The 19202-nt window shown below is 71.2% G+C and carries 17 protein-coding genes and 1 pseudogene; 10 read left to right on the top strand and 8 right to left on the bottom strand.

Features of this window, described 5'->3' with window-relative positions; translation table 11 throughout:
* Positions 1-23: 23 nt before the first annotated feature.
* Positions 24-665, top strand: coding sequence for a TetR/AcrR family transcriptional regulator (locus KLK06_RS17600; protein ID WP_214636541.1), 642 nt, complete (start codon positions 24-26; stop codon positions 663-665).
* A 32-nt stretch (positions 666-697) separates the two neighbouring features.
* Here the strand turns inward: KLK06_RS17600 and KLK06_RS17595 are convergent, their stop codons facing one another.
* On the bottom strand, positions 698-2722 hold the full coding sequence (locus KLK06_RS17595; RefSeq protein ID WP_214636540.1) for a hypothetical protein: 2025 nt from the start codon (positions 2720-2722) through the stop codon (positions 698-700).
* A gap of 100 nt (positions 2723-2822) precedes the next feature.
* Here KLK06_RS17595 and KLK06_RS17590 point away from each other — a divergent pair, with 100 nt between their 5' ends.
* On the top strand, positions 2823-4409 hold the full coding sequence (locus tag KLK06_RS17590) for an LCP family protein (RefSeq protein ID WP_214636539.1): 1587 nt from the start codon (positions 2823-2825) through the stop codon (positions 4407-4409).
* A 77-nt stretch (positions 4410-4486) separates the two neighbouring features.
* A complete protein-coding gene (locus KLK06_RS17585) occupies positions 4487-4783 on the top strand; it encodes a DUF3817 domain-containing protein (protein WP_214636538.1) in 297 nt (98 codons plus the stop codon).
* 115 nt (positions 4784-4898) lie between these two features.
* On the opposite strand, the gene KLK06_RS61470 is transcribed toward KLK06_RS17585, so the two are convergent.
* A complete protein-coding gene (locus tag KLK06_RS61470; protein ID WP_284735020.1) occupies positions 4899-5411 on the bottom strand; it encodes a TetR-like C-terminal domain-containing protein in 513 nt (170 codons plus the stop codon).
* Here KLK06_RS61470 and KLK06_RS17575 point away from each other — a divergent pair.
* A complete protein-coding gene (locus KLK06_RS17575; protein ID WP_214636536.1) occupies positions 5331-7409 on the top strand; it encodes an alpha-galactosidase in 2079 nt (692 codons plus the stop codon). The two genes, KLK06_RS61470 and KLK06_RS17575, sit on opposite strands and share 81 nt — an antisense overlap.
* On the opposite strand, the gene KLK06_RS17570 is transcribed toward KLK06_RS17575, so the two are convergent.
* Positions 7384-8211, bottom strand: a complete 828-nt coding sequence (locus KLK06_RS17570; RefSeq protein ID WP_214636535.1) for an AraC family transcriptional regulator — start codon at positions 8209-8211, stop codon at positions 7384-7386. The genes KLK06_RS17575 and KLK06_RS17570 overlap by 26 nt on opposite strands.
* A 91-nt stretch (positions 8212-8302) precedes the next feature.
* Between KLK06_RS17570 and KLK06_RS17565 the strand changes: the two genes are divergently transcribed.
* Positions 8303-9046 carry a phytanoyl-CoA dioxygenase family protein gene (locus KLK06_RS17565; RefSeq protein WP_214636534.1) on the top strand — a complete coding sequence of 248 codons (744 nt, stop codon included), beginning with the start codon at positions 8303-8305 and terminating at the stop codon, positions 9044-9046.
* An 84-nt stretch (positions 9047-9130) separates the two neighbouring features.
* On the opposite strand, the gene KLK06_RS17560 is transcribed toward KLK06_RS17565, so the two are convergent.
* The gene (locus tag KLK06_RS17560) at positions 9131-9433 is read right to left on the bottom strand and encodes a hypothetical protein (protein ID WP_214636533.1); all 303 of its coding nucleotides are present in this window, start codon (positions 9431-9433) and stop codon (positions 9131-9133) included.
* 158 nt (positions 9434-9591) lie between these two features.
* On the opposite strand from KLK06_RS17560, the gene KLK06_RS17555 reads away from it, so the two are divergent.
* Complete coding sequence (locus KLK06_RS17555) at positions 9592-9846, top strand: hypothetical protein (protein WP_214636532.1); 255 nt, start codon at positions 9592-9594, stop codon at positions 9844-9846.
* Between the two features lie 6 nt (positions 9847-9852).
* On the opposite strand, the gene KLK06_RS17550 is transcribed toward KLK06_RS17555, so the two are convergent.
* Positions 9853-10863, bottom strand: coding sequence for a LacI family DNA-binding transcriptional regulator (locus KLK06_RS17550; RefSeq protein WP_214636531.1), 1011 nt, complete (start codon positions 10861-10863; stop codon positions 9853-9855).
* Positions 10864-11090: 227 nt separating this feature from the next.
* Between KLK06_RS17550 and KLK06_RS17545 the strand changes: the two genes are divergently transcribed.
* Positions 11091-13409 (top strand): glycoside hydrolase family 3 N-terminal domain-containing protein, encoded by a 2319-nt coding sequence (locus KLK06_RS17545; protein ID WP_214636530.1) that lies wholly within the window; start codon positions 11091-11093, stop codon positions 13407-13409.
* A gap of 10 nt (positions 13410-13419) precedes the next feature.
* Here the strand turns inward: KLK06_RS17545 and KLK06_RS17540 are convergent, their stop codons facing one another.
* Positions 13420-15288 carry a bifunctional copper resistance protein CopD/cytochrome c oxidase assembly protein gene (locus KLK06_RS17540; RefSeq protein WP_214636529.1) on the bottom strand — a complete coding sequence of 623 codons (1869 nt, stop codon included), beginning with the start codon at positions 15286-15288 and terminating at the stop codon, positions 13420-13422.
* An 85-nt stretch (positions 15289-15373) separates the two neighbouring features.
* Positions 15374-15901: an MFS transporter gene (locus tag KLK06_RS17535; RefSeq protein WP_250905547.1), complete on the bottom strand. Its 528-nt coding sequence runs from the start codon at positions 15899-15901 to the stop codon at positions 15374-15376.
* Positions 15902-16016: 115 nt separating this feature from the next.
* Here KLK06_RS17535 and KLK06_RS17530 point away from each other — a divergent pair, with 115 nt between their 5' ends.
* From KLK06_RS17530 to KLK06_RS17520, 3 genes are all read left to right on the top strand, one after another.
* Complete coding sequence (locus KLK06_RS17530) at positions 16017-16826, top strand: GntR family transcriptional regulator (RefSeq protein ID WP_308168305.1); 810 nt, start codon at positions 16017-16019, stop codon at positions 16824-16826.
* Positions 16819-17988, top strand: a complete 1170-nt coding sequence (locus KLK06_RS17525) for an MFS transporter (RefSeq protein WP_214636526.1) — start codon at positions 16819-16821, stop codon at positions 17986-17988. Before KLK06_RS17530 ends, KLK06_RS17525 begins: the two co-directional genes overlap by 8 nt.
* Positions 17989-18087: 99 nt before the next feature.
* Positions 18088-18612 carry an NUDIX domain-containing protein gene (locus tag KLK06_RS17520; RefSeq protein ID WP_214636525.1) on the top strand — a complete coding sequence of 175 codons (525 nt, stop codon included), beginning with the start codon at positions 18088-18090 and terminating at the stop codon, positions 18610-18612.
* A gap of 138 nt (positions 18613-18750) precedes the next feature.
* On the opposite strand, the pseudogene KLK06_RS17515 reads toward KLK06_RS17520, so the two are convergent.
* Positions 18751-19160, bottom strand: a pseudogene (locus tag KLK06_RS17515) (transposase family protein); the annotation flags it as partial.
* Between the last annotated feature and the right edge of the window lie 42 nt (positions 19161-19202).

Raw genomic sequence — 19202 nt, 5'->3', positions numbered from 1 at the left:
GCCCGAACGTAGCTGAGAGGACGATGACCATCCCCGCCGACCGAAACGCCGAGAACGCCGCGGGCCCGACGGCCGTGGTGAGCCGGACGGGCCCCAAGCGCAGCGAGAGCATCCGGCTCGCGGTGCTCAACGCCGCCGACGATCTCCTGGTCGAGCGGGGGTTCAACGGGGTGACCATCGAGGGCATCGCCGCCCGGGCCGGTGTCGCCAAGCAGACCGTCTACCGCTGGTGGAAGTCCAAGGTCGACATCCTCCTCGACACCCTCGCCGACGACGCCCGCGACGCGCTGGCCTGGCCAGGTGGTGGGGAAGACGCCGAGGAGGAGCTGAAAGCGCAGCTCCGCCGGATCGCGGGGTTCTTTCAGGAGCCGGCGGGCCAGGTCCTGCGGGCGCTGCTCGGCCATGCCCAGACTGACCAGGCGACCGCGCAGGCGTTGCGCGAGGGGTTCCTGCGGGAGCAGCGCGAGCGCGACCTCCAGGGACTGCGCGCCGTACTCGAACGCCATACCGGCCGCCCGGTTGCCGAGCCGACCGTGGACACCCTGCTGAGCGTGCTGCTCGGCCCGCTCTACTACCAGGCGCTCGTCCACGGCGACCCGGCCGCTCCCGAGCTCCTTGACGCCACGGCCCGGCACGTCCTCGACCTGGCCCTCACCAGCCCCTGAACACGCGTCCGTCTCTCACGTCCGCGGGCTGCTCACCTCTTGGTCTGCTCGGCGATCTCCTCGTCGATGTAGTCGGCCAGCCGTATCTCAAGGACGGTGTACTGGCGGATCCTGCCGTCTTCCTCGTACGTCCTGATGCCGTCGCCGAGGCGGCGCCGCACCGCCTCCAGCGCCGGTGCGACCTCGCGGGAGGCCGCCAGAGCCGCGGGCGGCATGCCCAACAGCACCTCGAGCAGGAGGCTGAAGCCTTCCGTCTCGCCGTCCTCGCCGTCCTCGCCGTCCTCGTGGCCGACGACAAGGTCGGCCCGCCGCCGGACCTCGGCGGCGATCGTGTCGGCCGTCTCCGGGAGGCCGATCGCCCGCAGGGCCGACTCCGCCTGGTGCCGGGTGTCCCGGTAGATCTCGTCGTCCTCCAGCACGGCGAGCAGGGTCGGCGTCGCGGGCGCCGCGGCCGCACCGGCCCGCCTGAGGGCGTACATCAGCCAGTACTTGGTCGACTCATCTCCGAACCAGTGGTCGGCGTCCTCGCGGGCGGGGAAGGGGAAGGCGCGGAGCGCCGCGTGCACCGCCGGAACCGCGGCGGCGCCCCGTTCGCCCAAGGTGGCCGCGGTCAGCACACCGAGGAAGCTGCCGGCCTCGGGCAGACTCGCGACAAGCTCCTCCGTCGAGGACTCGCCCTCGCCGGTGAAGTGTGCCAGTAACCGCTCGGCGGAACCGTGGCCGTCGTGACGATCGAACATCTGGAAAAGGACGGTGGTGGCCTTGCCCTCGTCGATCTCCGCCAGCGCGATCACCGCGGCCTCCCGGGCCGCCGGGTCCGCACCGTTCGCGATCAGGTCCGCCAGCGCGTCCACCGCCGTACCGTGCCAGGCTTCGTCGAGGTCGCGCGAGGCCAGCTCACGGACTGCGGTCACGCTCGCCGGGCCGTCGTCCCAGTGGTGGCGGACGTCATCGAGCAGGGTCTCCACGTCGCCGCCGTCCATCACCCAGGAGGGGTGGCCGACGCGTCGCGGCACGAGCCCGGCATGGCCGGACCAGTGGAGAACGTGGACCTGGCCGCCGCGCCCGCCGATCAGCCAGCACCGCCCGTCCGGCGTACCGGCCACCTGGGTCAGCTCCCTGGGGCCGGCGGGCGTGGGGGGCGTGAAGCGGCCGACGGGCCCACGGCCGTGCAACCGCCAGAGCGCGGCCGTTCCATCCTGGGAAACCGACATCACCAGGTCAGTGCGGGTGGCGAGCGCCAACGCCCGGACGCGGCCGCCATGCGCCTGAACGCGCCCAAGGCAGTGCCCCGAGCGGGCATCCCACCACGACAGCGAACCGTCCCTCCCGCCGAGCACCACCAGCGGCAGGTCCGGATGCGCCGCGATCGCCGTCGGCCGGGCTGACGGGGCGAACGCGGCCACGACCGCCCCGGTCTCCGCGTCGAGAACGACCACCCGGCCGCGCCGCGGGGACACCACGAGCCGCCACCGGTCGCAACAGCGCGTCAGCCGCTGATCCGCCGCATCGCGTCCGCCGAAGGCCCACACGAGCCCGGCGTCGCCATAGGTCTCCCCGCAAGGTCGTCGCCAGGCCTCGATCCGGCCCGCGTCACTGCTCACGACGATCAGGCCGGAGCCGGTGCGCCCCAATGCCATCGGGGAATCCGACTTGATGCTGCCGTAGAGGGGGCCGAAGACGCCCAGCCAGCGGAGGTCTCCGCACTGCCTGAGCACCGCCTCCCGGTCCGAGGACGTGAGGAACCGCCCGCCGTCCCAGGGGAGCTGCCGCCACTCCAGGGCCTCGGCGGTCACCGTCCATAGCGAGGCCGACGGGCCTGTGGTCAGCAACGTAGGCCGCTTGGCGTCGCCGATGAACACAGCGCTCTCCACAGACCCGCCTTGCAGCCCTCCCACATAGGCGGTCAGCAGGCCATGGCGCAGATCCCACAGCCGGACCTCGCCGCCGCGCGCGCCGGTCGCCCCGATCCGTCCGTCCGGGGAGACCGCGACCGCGGTGACGGCGTCGCCGTGGTCCTCCGACGCCCCGATGTAAAGATCACCTTCGTCGGGCATCCCCGAGAGGTAGCACATTTCGGGTGTGTCCGGCGAGATATACGGCAAAGCGGAGCTGCCGCAGCCTCGCCAGACCTGATGACACTTCGATTCAGGCCGGGTGCAGGTCAGATTTGCTAGGTTGCTTGCGCAATGCGGCAGATATTGCCAACGGGGAGGTTTAATGCGCAGGTGGGCTGCTCCATCCGTGATCGGCTGGACAATCGCGTCGATCGTTGTGCCAGGTGCCGCGCATTTGCGTGCCGGACGCAAGCGTACCGGTCTGATCATGATGGGGATCTTCGGTGTGCTGCTGATCGGTGCCGTGATCGCGCTGGTCAACGCCAAGGCGCTGGCCGGTCTGCTCCTCGACCCGACCTGGCTGACCGTGATCATAGGCCTGTGCGTGGTGGGCGGGCTGGCATGGGCCGCAGTCGTGATCAGTTCCTACGTCGTGCTGCGTCCCAGCAAGCTCGGTAGCCGGGGTCAACTCGGTACGGGCGCGGTCGCGGGCGTGCTCGCGGTAGCCGTGGCACTGCCGTTCGGACTGGTCGCCACCACTGCCCGCACCTCCGACGACGCGATCGGCTCCATCTTCAAGGCTTCACCGTCTCAGCCGATCGATCACAAGGATCCGTGGCGAGGACGTGATCGGCTCAACATCGCGCTGCTGGGCGGCGACGGCGCGGCCTCACGCAAGGGAGTGAGCATCCGCACCGACAGCATCAACGTGGTCAGTATCGATGTCCACACCGGCGACTCAGTGGTCTTCGCGCTACCGCGGGAGATGGAGAACGCACCGTTCACGCCAGGCTCCGCACTGGCCAAGCGATTCCCGCCGCCGAAGAACTTCTGGCTGCCACCGGGTCAGGGCCGCGGCTCCGCCGACCTGATCAACGGCATCTGGGCCTACGCCGACATGCACCCCGAGGTCGCCGGCCACTCCCCCGACCGCGCCCCGGAGGCGACCAAGAACGCGCTCAGCCAGATCCTCGGCATCAAAATCGACTACTACATGCTGGTCAACATGTGGGGCGTGGCGCGCCTGATCGACGCTCTCGGCGGCGTCACCATCAACGTCGAGCAGGACATCTGCTACGGCGTGGGCCGCGCCGACGGCGGCGTGGTCAAGGCCGGCAACCGCACCCTCAACGGCACTCAGGCTCTCTGGTACGGCCGGGCCCGCGACCATCCGGGCAGCACCTGCGCGGGCGGCGACAACCGCACCCGGATGCGCCGCCAACAGTGCGTGATGAGTGCCATGCTCAGCCAACTCAACCCGAGCAACGTGCTGCTGAAGTTCAACGCCCTGGCCAAGGCGGCCAAGGAGACCTTCCGCACCGACGTCCCGCGTGGCCTTCTGCAGGACCTGGTCCCACTCGCCCAGAAGGTCAAGACCGCCCGGGTGTCCAAACTGAACTTCGTTCCGCCCGCCTACAACCCGGCATACCCGAATTATCCACTCATCCTCAGGACGGTGAAGGCCGCCATCGCGCGCTCCCGCGGCTCGAACCAGACTGTCCGCGCCGAAGCCGCCACCCCCTTCTCCTTCCAGTACGGCTACCGCCACGCGCTCGCCGCGTCAGGGCATCAAGCAATCCAGTCGACTGGACACGCTGAACTCGTCATGCGCGCCCACCAACAAGGGAACCTAGCCGGCCCCGGCCGCGAAATATCGGACGGCATTGATCAAGGCGGCTTCGCATGAACTATCGCATTTGCCGGCGACCCGCCCTTCCTCTACAAGCTGTAGAGTATGCGCGATATTCGGGTGAAAGGTGAAGCATGCTGCGCTGGTTCCGGGTCGTGGCGGTGGCCGAGGCTTGCTCGTGGGCGGGGCTGCTGGTCGGGATGTTCTTCAAGTACGTGGCCGCGACCGGCGAACTCGGGGTCAAGGTGTTCGGGCCGATCCACGGGGCGCTGTTCGTGCTGTACGTGGTCGGAGTGATGCTCTCGGCGCGAGAGGCGGGCTGGAGCCGAGGCGCGGTGGTGCTGGGCCTGGCGTGCGCGGTGCCGCCGTTCACCTCACTGTGGTTCGAACGGCGGATGGCGGCGCGCGCGGCGGCCGGTCAACCCGCCTGACCCGGATGGGTGATCACGGGCTCGCGCCCATGATCGCGCTGGCGTTGAGACGGCACCGCCACCCGGCCGGCACATCGTCATGACCATGCTCGAACGGCTGCCGACGACGGTGTGGTCATCGCATGAGCAGGGCGTTCAGTTCGTCGGCGATCAGCAGGTTGGGGTCGATCTTCATGCCGGTGAAGTGGCCGGCGAGTTCGAGCGAGAGCACGCCGTGCAAGCGGGTCCAGAAGGACAGGGCGCGATGCAGACTGGCGGCGTCCGCCGGGTGGCCGGAGGCCCACTCACGGTGAGTTTCCAGGTGGGCGTCGAATGGGGTCGCCGGCTTGTCCGCCGATACCGCGCCGCAGACCTCGAGCAGCACCGTCATGACCTCGAATGAGATCGTGGTGGTGTCGTCGGGTGCGTGGTAGCCGGAGCACCGTACACGCTTCGCGCGGATCACCACCCAACGGCGGCACCTGCTCGCCGGTCGACGAGCGCACCGTGCGAACCTCTTACACGAAAGCGGGCCCGGTGCCCGTCCGAGTGTGAGGAGCCCCCCGACGTGTCCCCCGTGATTCTCTCCGCCGCAGGCGTCTGTCTCGTCCTTGACGTCGCGGGCTCCGGCCTGCCGCGCGTGCGCCATTTCGGTGCCGACCTCGGCGCGGTCGCCGAGCCGCACCTCCTGCCCGCGCTGGCGTCGCTGACGCCCGCGCCGCCGCTGGTGCCGGTCCAGGGCGACAGCTGGTACGGCAGGCCGGGCCTGGCCGGAGCCCGTACGTCCGGGAATTGGCCGGTCAGGTGGAGCCTTGAGACCCCGGTCGAGGCGCGGGCCGTGCCCGGTTCGGGCGGCAGCGTGACCGTGACAGCGTCCGACGAGCGGGCCGGGCTGCGGCTGGTGAGCGAGCTGGCCATGGACGCCCAAGGCGTGGTCACGATGCGGCACGCGCTGACCAACACCGCCGCCGATCCGTACCGCGTGGACGGGTTGACCTGCGCGTTGCCGCTGCCCGCGCGGGCGGATGAGCTGCTCGACTTCACCGGGCGGTGGGCGCTGGAGAAGGTGCCGCAGCGCAGGCCGCTGGCCTACGGCGTCTGGTCGCGGGAGAACAGGCGCGGGCGCACGGGGCACGACGGCACGGGCCTGCTGGTGGCGGGGACCGGCGGGTTCGGGTTCCGGCATGGCGAGGTGTGGGCGGCGCACGCCGGGTGGAGCGGCGACCACGTCCACTACGTCGAACGGCTGCAGGAGGGCGTGACGCTGCTGGCCGCGGGCGAACTGCTCGCGCCCGGCGAGATCACCCTGGGCGAGGGCGAGACGTACGAGACCCCGCTGGTCTATTTCACCTGGTCGGACTCCGGGCTCGACGAGGCCGGCGGGCGGTTGCACAGCCACCTGCGCTCGCGGGGCCCGCGCCCGGCCCGCCCGGTCACCCTGAACAACTGGGAGGCCACCTACTTCGACCACGGCCTCGACCGGCTGCTGGCGCTGGCCGACCGGGCGGCGGAGGTGGGGATCGAGCGGTTCGTCCTCGACGACGGCTGGTTCCGCGGCCGCCGCGACGACCGGGCCGGGCTCGGCGACTGGTACGTGGACGAGGGGGTGTGGCCCGACGGGCTGCACCCGCTGGCCGCGCACGTGCGCAAGCACGGCATGCAGTTCGGGCTCTGGTTCGAGCCGGAGATGATCAACCTCGACTCCGACCTCGCCCGTGAGCACCCCGAATGGGTGCTCGGCCGCGCCGACCGGCTCCCGCCGCCGCAGCGCAACCAGCACGTGCTCGACCTGGCCCGGCCGGAGGTCTTCGACTACCTGCTGGAACGGCTCGACACGCTGGTGGGCGAGTACGCGCTGGACTACATCAAGTGGGACCACAACCGCGACATCGCCGAGCCCGTCCACGACGGCGTGGCGGGCGTGCACGCGCAGACCCTGGCCGCATACCGGCTGATCGACGAGCTGCGCCGCCGCCATCCCGGGCTGGAGATCGAGTCGTGCTCGTCCGGCGGCGCGCGCATCGACTACGGCATCCTGGCCCGCACCGACCGGGTCTGGACCTCCGACAGCAACGACGCGCTCGACCGGCAGGCCATCCAGCGCTGGACCGGCCTGCTCGTGCCGCCGGAGCTGATGGGCAGCCACGTCGGCGCGCCCCACGACCACGTCACCGGCCGGTCGCTGCCGCTGTCGTTCCGGTGCGCCACCGCGCTGTTCGGCCACATGGGCGTCGAGTGGGACCTGACGTCGGCGAGCGACGCCGAACGCGCGGAGCTGGCGGAGTGGATCGCCCTGCACAAGCGGCTGCGGCCGACGCTGCACGGCGGGACCGTTGTCCGTGCCGACCATCCCGACCCGGCGGTGCTGCTGCACGGCGTCGTCCGGGACGGGCACGCGGTGTTCGCCTGCGTCCAGCTCGCCTCCCGCGTGGCCACGGGCCCGGCCCCGCTGCGCCTGCCCGGACTGGACCCCGAGGCCGTCTACGAGGTACGGGTGGCGGGCCGCCTTCCCACAGGTGTCGCGCTGCCGGAGTGGACGGCCGCCCCGGTACACCTGCGGGGGTCGGTCCTGGCCGGGCTCGGGCTGCCGTCCCCGGCCCTGAAGCCCGCCACCGCGCTGGTCATCGAACTGGAGCTGGTGCGCTGAACCTGGTTCGGTAATCAGACGGGCTCATCGCGAAGAACTGCCGGAAGCGGCGGCTGGCGTAGTTGGGGTCGCTCCACCCCACCTGCCGGCCGATCGCCGCGACCGGCAGGTCCGTCTCGATGAGCAACGCCGCCGCCCGTTCGGCGCGCAGCCGGTTCAGGTAGGCCATCGGCGAGATCCCGAGCTGGGCGGTGAACGTCCTGGCCAGGTGCGCGGACGAGACGTGCGCGAGCGCCGCCAGGTCGTCCACCGACCAGCCCCGGCGCGGGTCGCCCTCCAGCTCCTGTACGGCCAGCAGCACGGCGGGGTGCGTCCCCGCGCTCCGGGCAGCGGGTTCGCCGAGCGATGCCGCGGCGCCGCCCAGCAGGCACAGCAACGCTCCGACCTGCGTGATGTGCCCGCCCACCGCCGCGGGAAGCGCGGCCTCCACCACCGCGAGCGCCCCGCCGTCCAGCCGCGACACGTGTCCCGAGCGGTGCAGCAGCCGGCCGATGTGCGGTTCGGCCCGCAGCCATGCCAGCTCCCGCTGGAACATCTCCGGACCGACGTACACGTTGTGCACCACCAGCTCGCGGCAGTCGCGGTAGCCGTGCCAGTCGCCGGGTCGCAGCAGCGCGACCGAGCCGCGGCTCAGCTCCTGTTCGCCGGTGACCGAGACGTGCGTAGCCGTACCGCTGACGACCACGGCCAGCTCCAGGAAGTCGTGGCTGTGCGCGGCGTTGTCGGCCGCCAGCTCATGCCGCTCCGCCACCACGGCGGGCCGGGCGGGGGTGAAGACGTCGTCGCGTCGTACTCGGTGCACATCAGGATTGTGCTACGCACGAGCATCCCCGTCCTAGCCCGTCCCCTGGCCGCCCGGCGAGAGTGGAGGCACATCGACAAGGGAGAAGCACATGCTTGACGACGCTCAGGTGTCCGCCTACCGGCGTGACGGTTTCATCCACGTGCCCCAGGTGATCTCGCGGCCGGAGGCCGACCGGTACGCCAAGGCGGCGCTGGCCGCGCAGGAGACCGTGCGGGACAACCGCGAGGGCGCCATCTTCGTCCAGTTGCTCCAGCTCTGGCAGCAGGACGAGACGCTCCGCGAGCTCACCCTGCATCCGGGGCTCGCCGCGATCGCGACCCGCCTGGCGGGCGTGCCGTTGCGGCTCTGGCACGACCAGTTGCTGATCAAGCAGCCGCACAACGGCGCGGCCACCGAGTTCCACCAGGACCAGCCGTACTGGCCGCACGCCGGCTCGCGACACGCCCTGTCGGCCTGGATCGCGCTGGTCGACGTGCCCGTCGAGCGGGGCTGCATGACGTTCCTGCCCGGCTCGCAGGACCTCCAGGACCTGCGCGCCCAGGACTTGTCGGACGAGAAGGATCTCTTCCGGGTGGCGCCCGAGCTGCGGTGGCGGCAGCGGGTGACCGTCCCGTTGAAGGCGGGGGACTGCACCTTCCACAACTCGTACCTGGCCCACACCGCCACGCCCAACTTCACCGACGACCCGCGCATCGCGCACGTGGTCATCTACATGGACGCCGACGCGGTCTTCGCTTCCGAACCGGCGCACGTGCTGACCGACCCCCTCGGCCTCACCCCCGGCCGGCCCCTGCCCGACGAGCACTTCCCGCCGCTGCCCGCCACCGACTAGCCCCGCCCGGCACCGCCCCTCATACCCGGTAGAGCCGCTCGATCGCCGGACGGGGAAAGGGGCAGTGCCGGCCCGCCGCCTTCTTCAGTCTTCGCCGTGATAGGCGCGTAGCTCGCGGCGTGCCTGGTGACGGCCTCGGCGGCGCTCTTCGCGCCGGAAGTAGCGCCACTCCCGGCCCCCATCGCCGTAACCGAACAGGTGGTAGGCGTAGGCGGTGGCGCTCCAGTAACAGCCGCCCGTACGGTGGCTCAGAGACGCGCTGCCGGCGGTGATCTCGTCCGGCAGCGTGCACGGCCCGAACCGGTGATCGTGTACGGGCAGGCAGGTCGCCATCGGCGCGTCGGCCATCCGTACCCACCAGGGCCGGGTCTTGTCGGTCTTGCTCATACGGTCACCTTTCGGCTCCGTGACACCCCGGGCTGGGGCTGTCATGAGACCGGATGCACCGTGATCACCTCCGACTTCGCGCACGATGTATCAGGGCCGAAAGCGGCGTGGCCGCACAGAGAAGCTGATTCCGATCTTACCGACAGGAGAACTTGACCATGGCACCGCTACGCCTGATCTCATTCGGCTACCTGCACCAGCCCATCGGGCCCGACGGCCTTCCCATCCCGCCCGAAGCCGACCGGATCGAAGACGTCCGCGAACGCCTGCGCGATCCCGCGGCCGCGAGGTCGAAGTGGAACACCTCCATGCGCACCTGCCCCGCGTCTCGAACCAGGTCATCCCATGATCAGGCGCTGCGCCGGCCGTGGGTGGCTTACCGCCATATGGTCGAAAAGCTCTCCTCCGTATGACGTGCGTCAGTGCGCGGGGCGTGCGGTGCTGCCTCTGACGATGAGGGATGTGGCGAGTTCGATCCGCGTGCCGGCCGAGCCCTTGCGGTGGGTCAGCTCTTCGGTGATCAACCGGACCGCCTCGTTGGCCATGTCGTCGAGCGGCTGGCGGACCGTGGTGAGCGGCGGGGACATCATCTCGCACACAGGAGAGTCGTCGAAGCCGACGACGGACACCTCGTCGGGGATCCGGATGCCGCGCTCGGCCGCGGCCTGGTAGACGCCGGCGGCCTGCAGGTCGGAGCCCGCGAAGATGGCCGTGGGGCCGTCGGGGTGGTCGAGCAGCTCGGCGCCGAACGTCTTGCCGCCGGAGACGAGGAAGTCGCCGAAACGCGTGAGGTCCGGCCTCGGCTCGACGCCGAAGGTGCGGTGCGCGGCGAGGTAGCCCTCGTGGCGGTCGAGGCTGCACTGCGTGTCGAGCGGCCCGCCGATGAAGCCGATCCGCTCGTGACCCAGCTCGAGCAGATGGGTCGTCGCCATGACCCCGCCCGACCAGTTCGTGGCGCCGACGGTCGACAGGCGGGGGTCACGCTGGCCGACCGGGTCGAGGAGCACCAGCGGGACCCGCAGCAGCTCCTCGACCGCCGAGATCTCCTCCTGGTTGGCGCGCGAGAGCACGAAGACGATGCCGTCGGTGCTCCGCTTCCGCACGATCCCGATCCAGCGCCGGAGGTCGAAGTCGGGCCGCGCGGACGAGGTCACGACGAGCGAGAACCCCCAGCGCGCGGCCGCCTGCTCCGCCCCTTTGACGAGGACCTCCGCCCAGGGCGAGCCGAGCCCGTCGATGAGCAGGTCGATGAGGCCGACCCGGGGTGTGCTGAGCGGGCGGAGCGCTTCGTATCCGGAGGCCCGGACCGCTTCGAGGACCTTGTCGCGGGTGGCGGCGGAGACGTGCTTCTTGCCGCTCAGCACCTTCGAGACCGTCGGCACCGACACTCCGGCCGCCACCGCGACGTCGGAGAGGGTGGGTCGGGGCACAGGACCTCCCGTTTGGCGTCGTGAAACTTTCGGAAACTCTATCGGCTCATGGCCGCAGACCGACCTGGTCTTTGAGGCGTGATTGGCAACTGTTGACACGACTACGGGCCGGAGCCTAGCGTAACCGCACGGCAATGTCACAGCAATTTATCCGAAAATAGGCCGAAAATTTTCTGCTGCGATATTCCAGCATCACATCTAGCGCTATCAACAGTGAGGGTGCGTGCATGACGATCGATGAGCGCCGAGCGCGACGCGTCGGTGACCTGCTGGCCGGCATGTCGCTCGACGAGAAGCTCGCGCAGCTCGTGGGCGTGTGGCTGAACGTCAACCGCGAAGAGGGGGTCGTCGCGCCGCTGCAGGATGCGATGCAGGGAGAGGACGTCGCCTTCGAGGAGTTCGCCCGCCATGGCCTCGGGCAGATCACCCGCCACTACGGGACCCGGCCCGTCGATCCGGAGTGGGCGAGCACCCTGCTGGCCGCGCGGCAGCGGTGGCTGCTCGACCACACCCGCCTCGGAGTGCCGGCGCTGGCACACGAGGAATGCCTCACCGGTCTGGCGGCCTGGCGGGCCACGACCTATCCGGTCCCGCCGGCGTGGGGGGCATCGTTCGACCCCGAACTGGTCGAGCGGATGGGCCGGCAGATCGGGTCGAGCATGGCCGCGCTCGGCATTCACCAGGGGCTCGCTCCCGTGCTCGATGTGATCCGCGACCAGAGGTGGGGCCGGGTCGAGGAGTGCGTCTCCGAGGATCCGTACGAGGTCGCGACGATCGGGGCGGCGTACGTGCGGGGGCTCCAGTCCGCGGGCGTCATCGCCACGTTGAAGCATTTCGTCGGCTATTCCAACTCCCGCGCCGGCCGGAACCTGGCCCCGGTCCACGCGGGGCCGCGTGAAGTGTCCGACGTGCTGCTGTTCCCCTTCGAGGTGGCGGTCCGGGACGCGGGGGCGGGCTCGGTGATGAATTCCTACGCGGAGATCGACGGGATCCCGGTCGCCGCGGACGCCCACTACCTGACCAGGATTCTGCGCGACGAGTGGGGTTTCGAAGGCACCGTCGTCGCGGACTACTTCGCGGTCGCCTTCCTGCACACGTTGCACGCCGTCGCGTCCGACGCCGAGGACGCGGCCGTGCAGGCGCTCACGGCGGGAATCGATGTCGAGCTCCCCACCGGGGTGGCCTATCTGGAGCCGTTGAAGCGGGCCGTGTCGAGCGGGCGGATCGCCGAATCGCTGATCGACCGGGCCCTGCGCCGCGTGCTGCTGCAGAAGGCGGAGCTCGGGCTGCTCGACGACGACTACGAGCCGGCTCCTTCGGGGCCCGTCGACCTGGACGGCGCCGAATCCCGGGCGCTGGCGCGGCAGTTGGCGGAAGAGTCCATCGTGCTGCTGACCAACAACGGCCTGCTTCCCCTCGGTGACGGCGCGGGCAGGCGCGTCGCCGTCATAGGCCCGAACGCGGACAGCGTCACCGCGCTGTTCGGCTGCTATTCCTTCGTCAATCACGTCCTGCCGCACTTCCCCGACGTCGAGCCCGGCATCGCGTCGCCGACGCTGCTCGACGCCCTGCGGACGGAGTTTCCGGACGCGGTGCTCCAGGTCGAGCCCGGCACGGGTGTCGACGACGGCGACCGCACGGGCATCGCCGACGCGGCACGCCTGGCGGCCGCCTCCGATGTGGTGATCCTCGTGCTCGGCGACCGCTCGGGCCTGTTCGGCCGGGGCACCTCCGGCGAGGGCTGCGACGTGGACACCCTCGACCTGCCCGGGGTCCAGCAGGAGCTCGCCGACGCGGTCATCGCCACGGGCACGCCGGTCGTGGCCGTCCTGCTGACCGGCCGCGCCTACGCCGTACCGGGCATCCTCCGCGAGGCCGCCGCCGTGGTGCAGGCGTTCTTCCCCGGCGAGGAGGGCGCGGGGGCCATCGCCCGGGTGCTCAGCGGCGCCGTGAACCCATCGGGCCGGCTGCCGATGAGCATGCCCGGCTCGGTCGCCGGTCAGCCGTACAGCTATCTGCATCCCCGGCTCGGCGCGGCCAGTTCGGTGAGCAACATCGACCCCGCTCCGGTGCTGGGTTTCGGCCACGGGTTGAGCTACACGAGTTTCGCCTACGAAGAGGTGACCGTGGCCGGGACGGCCCCGGCGGCGGACGGGTCGATCCGCTGTTCGGTCGTCGTCCGTAACGCCGGTGACCGGGCGGGTGCGGAGATCGTGCAGGTGTACGCGTCGGACGTAGTCGCCTCGGTCACCCGGCCCGTCGCCCAGCTCGTCGGGTACGCGCGTGTCGAGCTCGACCCCGGCGAGCGCGCGTCGGTCGACTTCGAGGTGCCGACGCGGCTGCTGGCCTTCACCGGGCGCGACGGCCGGCGCGTCGTCGAGCCCGGCGAGGTGACGGTGACCGTCCGCCGCTCCGTCACCGACGTCGTCGCCGAGCGGCCGGTGACGCTGACCGGGCCGGTGTACGAGATCACCGGCGCCGAACGGCGGTTGACCACGGTCGACGTACAGAAGCCACATCACTCCGAGAAGGGACATTCGTCATGACCGTGGTCGTTCAGACGAGTGTCCTCCGCCGCTGAGCGACCCGCCGCCAGGACGCCAGCCGTACCGCCGACGCCCCGAGCACCAGGATCGCGATGATCAGCACCGTCAGCCCGGCGGCCCGCTGATCGGCGGACAGGTCCGACACCCCCGGCGGCGACACCAGCGTGAACCAGTCCAGGCCCACCCCCGGCCCGAACCACAGGGCCAGCCCGAGCGCGAGCGGCACGACGGCGACCACCGCGAGCAGCCGCGCCCGCGTCACCCAGGTGACCGGGCGCGGCAGCGGATCCACCCCGGTCAGCACCCAGAAACACAGCATCCCGGTGCAGAACAGCAGGGCCAGAGTGAGCAGGTGCGCCGCGTAACTGTACGACGACTGCTCCAGCCAGCCGGTCCCGTACAGCAGCGCCACGGGCACGACCTGCAGCGCCGCGACGGTCACGGGGTGGGTGAGGCGCGAAGCGAGGCCGCTGTCCAGGATCGCGCGGGGCACGTCGCCGTACTGCGATCGGTCGGTGGTGGTCTGGGCGGCGAGCGTCAGCGGCGCGCCGAGCGCCAGCAGCAGCGGCGCCACGAGGGCGACCAGGACGTACTGCAGCGCCTGCGCGGACAGCATCGCGCGGGCGTAGCCGCCCACGCCGCCGAGCAGGGCGAACGCCAGCACCGCGAGCCCGGCCAGCCACGCGGCGGTACGGCCGGGCGGCCACGGCACCCCGTCGCGGGCCAGGCGGCGCAGCCCGATGAGGTAGCCGACCGCGGGGACGGCCAGCAGGAGCAGGATCAGCGGGTCCAGCCTGACCTCGGTGACCAGGTTGCCGATCGAGAAGGGCGGCAGGTCGTACTCCAGCAGGAGGTGGTCGTGGCCGCCGCCGCCCTCCGAGGGCGGTGGCGGGGTGCGCGACAGACCCACGGCCAGCCCGACGGCCGCGGCCATGACGATGGCCTCACCGGTGGCCAGCCGGACGAACGTGTGCCGCACCGGACGTTCGGCCAGGCCCGCGACCGTGCGGCGGCGATGGTGCCAGCCGAAGGCGCCCAGGGCCACCAGCGCGGCCGCCTTGGCCAGGATGAGCAGGCCGTAACGGGTCTGCCAGAGCTGGGCGACGGCGTCGAGCCGCACCCAGGCACTGGCCACGCCGGACACGGCCACCGCGGCGAAGCAGGCCAGCGCCAGCGTGCTGAACCTAGGCACCACCTCCGCCAGCCGGTCCGACCGCCGGAAGTGGACCAGCACGGCGGCCAGGCCGCCCACCCACACCGCCACCGTCACCAGGTGCGCCATCAGGGCGGAGATCGCGATGTCGTGGTCGCCCGCCGAGGCGGCGTGGCCGACGTAGGCGGGCGGCAGCACCGCGAAGGCGGCGACCGCCAGCAGGAAGCCGTTCAACCAGGGTGAAGGCCCGAAGCTCGTGCCGATCGCCACCACCCCCGCCGCCACGGCCACGATGAACAGCGCCTGCGTCTGGGGAACGGTGGTGCCGAACGTCAGGATCGACGGGTCCTCCAGCAGATCGGCGAGCGGCAGGCCGGTGACCTCCGAGATCGTCAGCAGGTACGTCACGGCCGCGGCGGCGGCCCAGCTCAGCGCCCACCGGCCGGCGGCGCGCAGGCAGGCGGCGGCCTCCGGCGTGCCGCGCGGGGCCAGGAGCACGGCGGCGACCAGTGTTCCCACGGTGGCGAAGGCGCACAGGTCATAGACGAAACGGGCCAGGGGCAGGCCCCAGTCGGTGATCGGTCCCGCCTTGGGCAGGCCCGGGAACGACTGCTGCGGCAGACTTCCGCCGAACAGCAGGGCCGCGACCAGCACCAGGACTCCGGCGGCCACGGCGACAACGGCGTAACGGCGGGCCGTCGACGGCCCGCCTCGGGAAGTGGACACGGCTGCTCAGGTGCGGGTGGGCAGGGGTCGACGGCATGCGGGGGTGGACGTCATGGTGTTCTCCACGTGGCTGCGGGATGGGGGTTCAGAGAGCAGCCGGGAGCGGGGGGCCACGCCGGACGACCGCGTGACGTAAGACGCTTTCGTACGGGATGCCGGGCGGGCGGTAAGCGGGCGTCGGCGGAGCGGGCGGGCGTACGGGGCACGGCGCCAGGATCAGGACCACGCGTACGGCCAGGCGCCGCAGCACCGACCACAGCGCGGTCTCGCCCCTGGCCACCCACCATCCGGTCACCAGCATGGCGGTGAGATGGCAGAGCTCCATCTCGACGTCGGAGCCCAGCCCATGACCGGGCGGCATGGAGGCGGGGGCGGCGTGCCAGGCGAACAGGCCGTGCAGGAGGAGTTGCGCCGAGCCGAGCAGGAGGGCGATCAGGACTGGTTCGCGCTCCCGGCCGGCCGCCACGGCCGTGATGGCCGTCACGACCCCGGCTCCGAGCGCGAGCGGGCCGGGACCCGGCAGTGTGCCGCCCGCGAACCAATGGGCCAGGGCGGCCAGCGCCACGCAGACGGCCGCGAAGAGGGCCGACCGCGCTAATCGCAACGGCAGCATGGCTCGCATGGTGCCCAAATGCTCCCACACCAGGAGCCTGTCGGGAGGCCCGTTATAACCTATGGCCCTATATCCCGAAATTTCGCGCTTTATCGTGGTGCGCTACGTTATAGCCGTGACGAACGGGACGCCGGCCGAGCTCTTCACCACCAAGGCCGACCACGCGTACCTGCGGGTCAAGGAGCTGATCCTGTCCGGAGTCCTGCCGCCCGGCTCCGTGATCGCGCAGGTCAAGCTGGCGCGTGACATCGGCATCAGCACCACGCCGCTCCGCGAGGCGCTGCGCCGGCTGAAGAGCGAGGGCCTGGTGGCGCTGGACGCCCACCGCGACGCCCGGGTGGCGCCACTGTCCGCGGAAGAGGCGCGCGACCTGCTGGAGATGCGGCGCTCCCTCGACCCCTTGGCCGTCGCCCTGGCCGCCGAGCGCAGGACCAGGGCCGACATCGCGGGCATGCGCGCGGCCGCCGAGGGGCTCGGCCCGCTGCCCGGCGACCCCGCGTACGAGCAGCTCGTCGCCCATCGCCGCTTCCACGCCGCCCTGTACGGCGCCTCGCACAACGACCTGCTCATCGGCACGCTCGACGGCCTGTGGGACAAGTCCGACCGCTATCGCCGCCTGGCCCTGGAGGTCGAACGCGGCCAGGCCGCCCGCGACCGCAAGGCGGCCGAGCACGAGGCCCTGCTGGAGTACGTGATCGCCGGAGACGCCGACGGCGCGGCGGCCGTCATGCGTGAGCACATCGACACCAGCCTGGGCGCGCAGGCCGCCCGGCGGCTGCGCGCGCAAGCCGACTCCGCCCGCGCCGACTCTGACCGCGCTGATTTCGACCGGGCTGATTTCGACCGGGCTGGATCTGAGCGGGCTGGATCTGAGCGGGCTAGATCTGAGCGGGCTGGATCTGAAGTGGACGGGATCGATGTCTGACGGCTGGCATCGGCGCCATCGGACGGCTCTGCTGCTGGGGCACTCCATGGGGACGCAGGTGGTCACGTTCGTGCTGCGGCCGACCATGTCGTACGGGGCGATCGAGCTGCACGTCCCGGCGGCGTGGCTGGGCGTGCTGGGCGCCAGCTTCGCCGTCGCGCCGCTCGTCCTGGCCATCCCCGCCGGTCAGGCCGCCGACCGGTACGGCGAGCGGCGCATGGCCGTGGCGGGGGCGGTGCTGCTCACGGCCGCCTGTGCCGCGTTCCTGGCGTTCGGCCACACGATTCCCGGGCTGATCGCGGGCGGCGTGCTGCTCGGCACGGGACATCTCGGCTGCGTCATCGCCCAGCAGGCGCTGGTGGCGAACGTGACCGTGCCCGGCCGGTACGACACGGCCTTCGGGCACTACACGTTCGCCGCCTCGCTGGGCCAGGCCGCGGGGCCGGTCCTGATCACCGTGTTCGGCGGCGCGCTGGCCATTCCCGACACCGGCCGGATCTATCTGTGGACCTGCGGGATCGCTGCCGTACTCGTCGTGCTGTCGGCGCTCCTGACCGGCAGCCCGCGGTCCGCCGCGCAGGTCCGTGGCGACGGCGCCGGAGTGCGCTCGCTGCTGCGGCTGCCGGGTCTCGCGCACGCGCTCGTGACGAGCTGCGTGGTGCTGGCCGCGGTCGACATCACGCTCGTCTACCTGCCGGCGCTGGGCACCGAACAAGGGCTCGCCTCGGGCGTGGTGGGCGGCCTGCTGGCGATCCGTGGTGTGGCGTCGATGGGGTCGCGGTTCTTCCTGGGCCGCCTCTCGCGCGCCTTCGGCAGGCGACGCCTCCTGGTGGTCAGCACCGTCGCGGCGGCCCTGGCCATGGTGGTCACGCCGCTGCCCATGCCGCTGTGGCTGCTGGCCTGTGTGCTGCTGGTCATGGGGTTCGGGCTGGGGGTGGGGCAGCCGATGACCATGTCGTGGCTCGCGGAGTCAGCGCCCGCCGGTCTTCGGGGGCGGGCGATGTCGCTGCGGCTGGCGGGCAACCGTACCGGGCAGATCCTCATCCCGGGCGCGGCCGGACTGGTGGCGGCGGGGGCGGGGGCCGCGGGAGTGCTCCTGATCACCGCACTCGGCCTCGGCTGGGCAGGCGTGGCCGCCCGCCGCCTGCCCGTCGACACGTGACCGCCGTGAGCCACCTGCCGTTCGCTCGCGCGAGGCGGCAGGCGGGCATCCCCTTGTAACGTGGTGCCGGTCCAGGCATCCACCCAGGGGAGCAGCCGCATGCGCTGGCAGGTCCACGCGGAAGAACCGCTCTACACCGACCGCTGGCTCGACGTCCGCGTGGCCGATGTGGAACTGCCGGACGGACGGCATCTCGATCATCGACTCATCCGGACCGCGCCCGGAGCGGGTGCGGTCGTCACTGACGAGCAGAACCGCGTGTTGCTCATCTGGCGGCACCGCTTCATCACCGACACCTGGGGCTGGGAGATCCCGATCGGCAAGATCGAGCAGGGCGAGGAGCCGATCGCAGCCGCCGCCCGCGAAGTCGAAGAGGAGACCGGCTGGCGGCCCGGCCCCCTGCGGCCGCTGCTCTACACCCAGCCGACCAACGGCATCTCCGACTCCGAACACCACGTCTTCCACGCCGACAGCGCCCAGCACATCGGGACGCCTACAGAGCCATGGGAGGCCGAGCGCATCGAGTGGGTACCGCTCACCGACATCCGCCGCCTGATCGACAAGCGTGACATCGTGAGCGGGACCAGCATGAACGCGCTGCTCTACGTCCTCAGTGAGGTGTAGGCGTCGGCCGTGGTACCGCCGTCCCACACCCCACAAGAGCTTGGTTTATCGACCCACGGGGTTGTGGCCGGGCATCACCAATCTGCCGCCCCCGTAACGGAAGTAGCATGCGCAACCTCGATGAACCCTGAACGCTTTTCATCCTGAGTAGCGGCCTGTCTCGATGGCGTGCAGGACCGTGATGGCCTGCACGATCGTGGTGATGCGGTGCGGGCAGCAGCGCACTTTCGCCAGGACCTTCCAGGCCTTCAAGGTGGCGACGGCGCGTTCGCCGTGGTCAGCGCGTCGATCAGTCCGGCGGCGCGGGCGGCGGTCAGGTCGTGGGTGCTGCCCGGCAGTGCGGGCGAGGCCCACACCAGGCGCCCGGCCGGATCAGCCAGGACCTGCACGTTCACTCCGTGCCGGTGATCCTTTCCCAAGTAGTACGGCTTCTGGTCGGCGAGCCGGTCGATCGGGATGAGGGCGCCGTCCAGGATCGCGTACGCCAACCGGGACGCGCGCATCATCGCCGAGTGCAGGTCGTCGGCGAGTTGGGCGAGCAGGTCGACGATAAACCCGGCGACGTCGGTGGTCATCCCCGCGATAATGGC

It is taken from the genome of Nonomuraea sp. NEAU-A123, from assembly GCF_018603905.1.
Lineage (GTDB): Bacteria > Actinomycetota > Actinomycetes > Streptosporangiales > Streptosporangiaceae > Nonomuraea.
This window is presented reverse-complemented; position numbering and strand designations above follow the sequence as displayed.

Excerpts from the sequence above, each read along its gene's own strand:
- KLK06_RS17565 (WP_214636534.1), top strand. The coding sequence starts at position 8,303 with ATGCTTGACGACGCTCAGGTGTCCGCCTACCGGCGTGACGGTTTCATC.
- KLK06_RS17595 (WP_214636540.1), bottom strand. The coding sequence starts at position 2,722 with ATGCCCGACGAAGGTGATCTTTACATCGGGGCGTCGGAGGACCACGGC.
- KLK06_RS61470 (WP_284735020.1), bottom strand. The coding sequence starts at position 5,411 with ATGGCGCACGCGCGGCAGGCCGGAGCCCGCGACGTCAAGGACGAGACA.
- KLK06_RS17600 (WP_214636541.1), top strand. The coding sequence starts at position 24 with ATGACCATCCCCGCCGACCGAAACGCCGAGAACGCCGCGGGCCCGACG.
- KLK06_RS17555 (WP_214636532.1), top strand. The coding sequence starts at position 9,592 with ATGGCACCGCTACGCCTGATCTCATTCGGCTACCTGCACCAGCCCATC.
- KLK06_RS17535 (WP_250905547.1), bottom strand. The coding sequence starts at position 15,901 with ATGCTGCCGTTGCGATTAGCGCGGTCGGCCCTCTTCGCGGCCGTCTGC.
- KLK06_RS17525 (WP_214636526.1), top strand. The coding sequence starts at position 16,819 with ATGTCTGACGGCTGGCATCGGCGCCATCGGACGGCTCTGCTGCTGGGG.
- KLK06_RS17560 (WP_214636533.1), bottom strand. The coding sequence starts at position 9,433 with ATGAGCAAGACCGACAAGACCCGGCCCTGGTGGGTACGGATGGCCGAC.
- KLK06_RS17585 (WP_214636538.1), top strand. The coding sequence starts at position 4,487 with ATGCTGCGCTGGTTCCGGGTCGTGGCGGTGGCCGAGGCTTGCTCGTGG.
- KLK06_RS17545 (WP_214636530.1), top strand. The coding sequence starts at position 11,091 with ATGACGATCGATGAGCGCCGAGCGCGACGCGTCGGTGACCTGCTGGCC.
- KLK06_RS17520 (WP_214636525.1), top strand. The coding sequence starts at position 18,088 with ATGCGCTGGCAGGTCCACGCGGAAGAACCGCTCTACACCGACCGCTGG.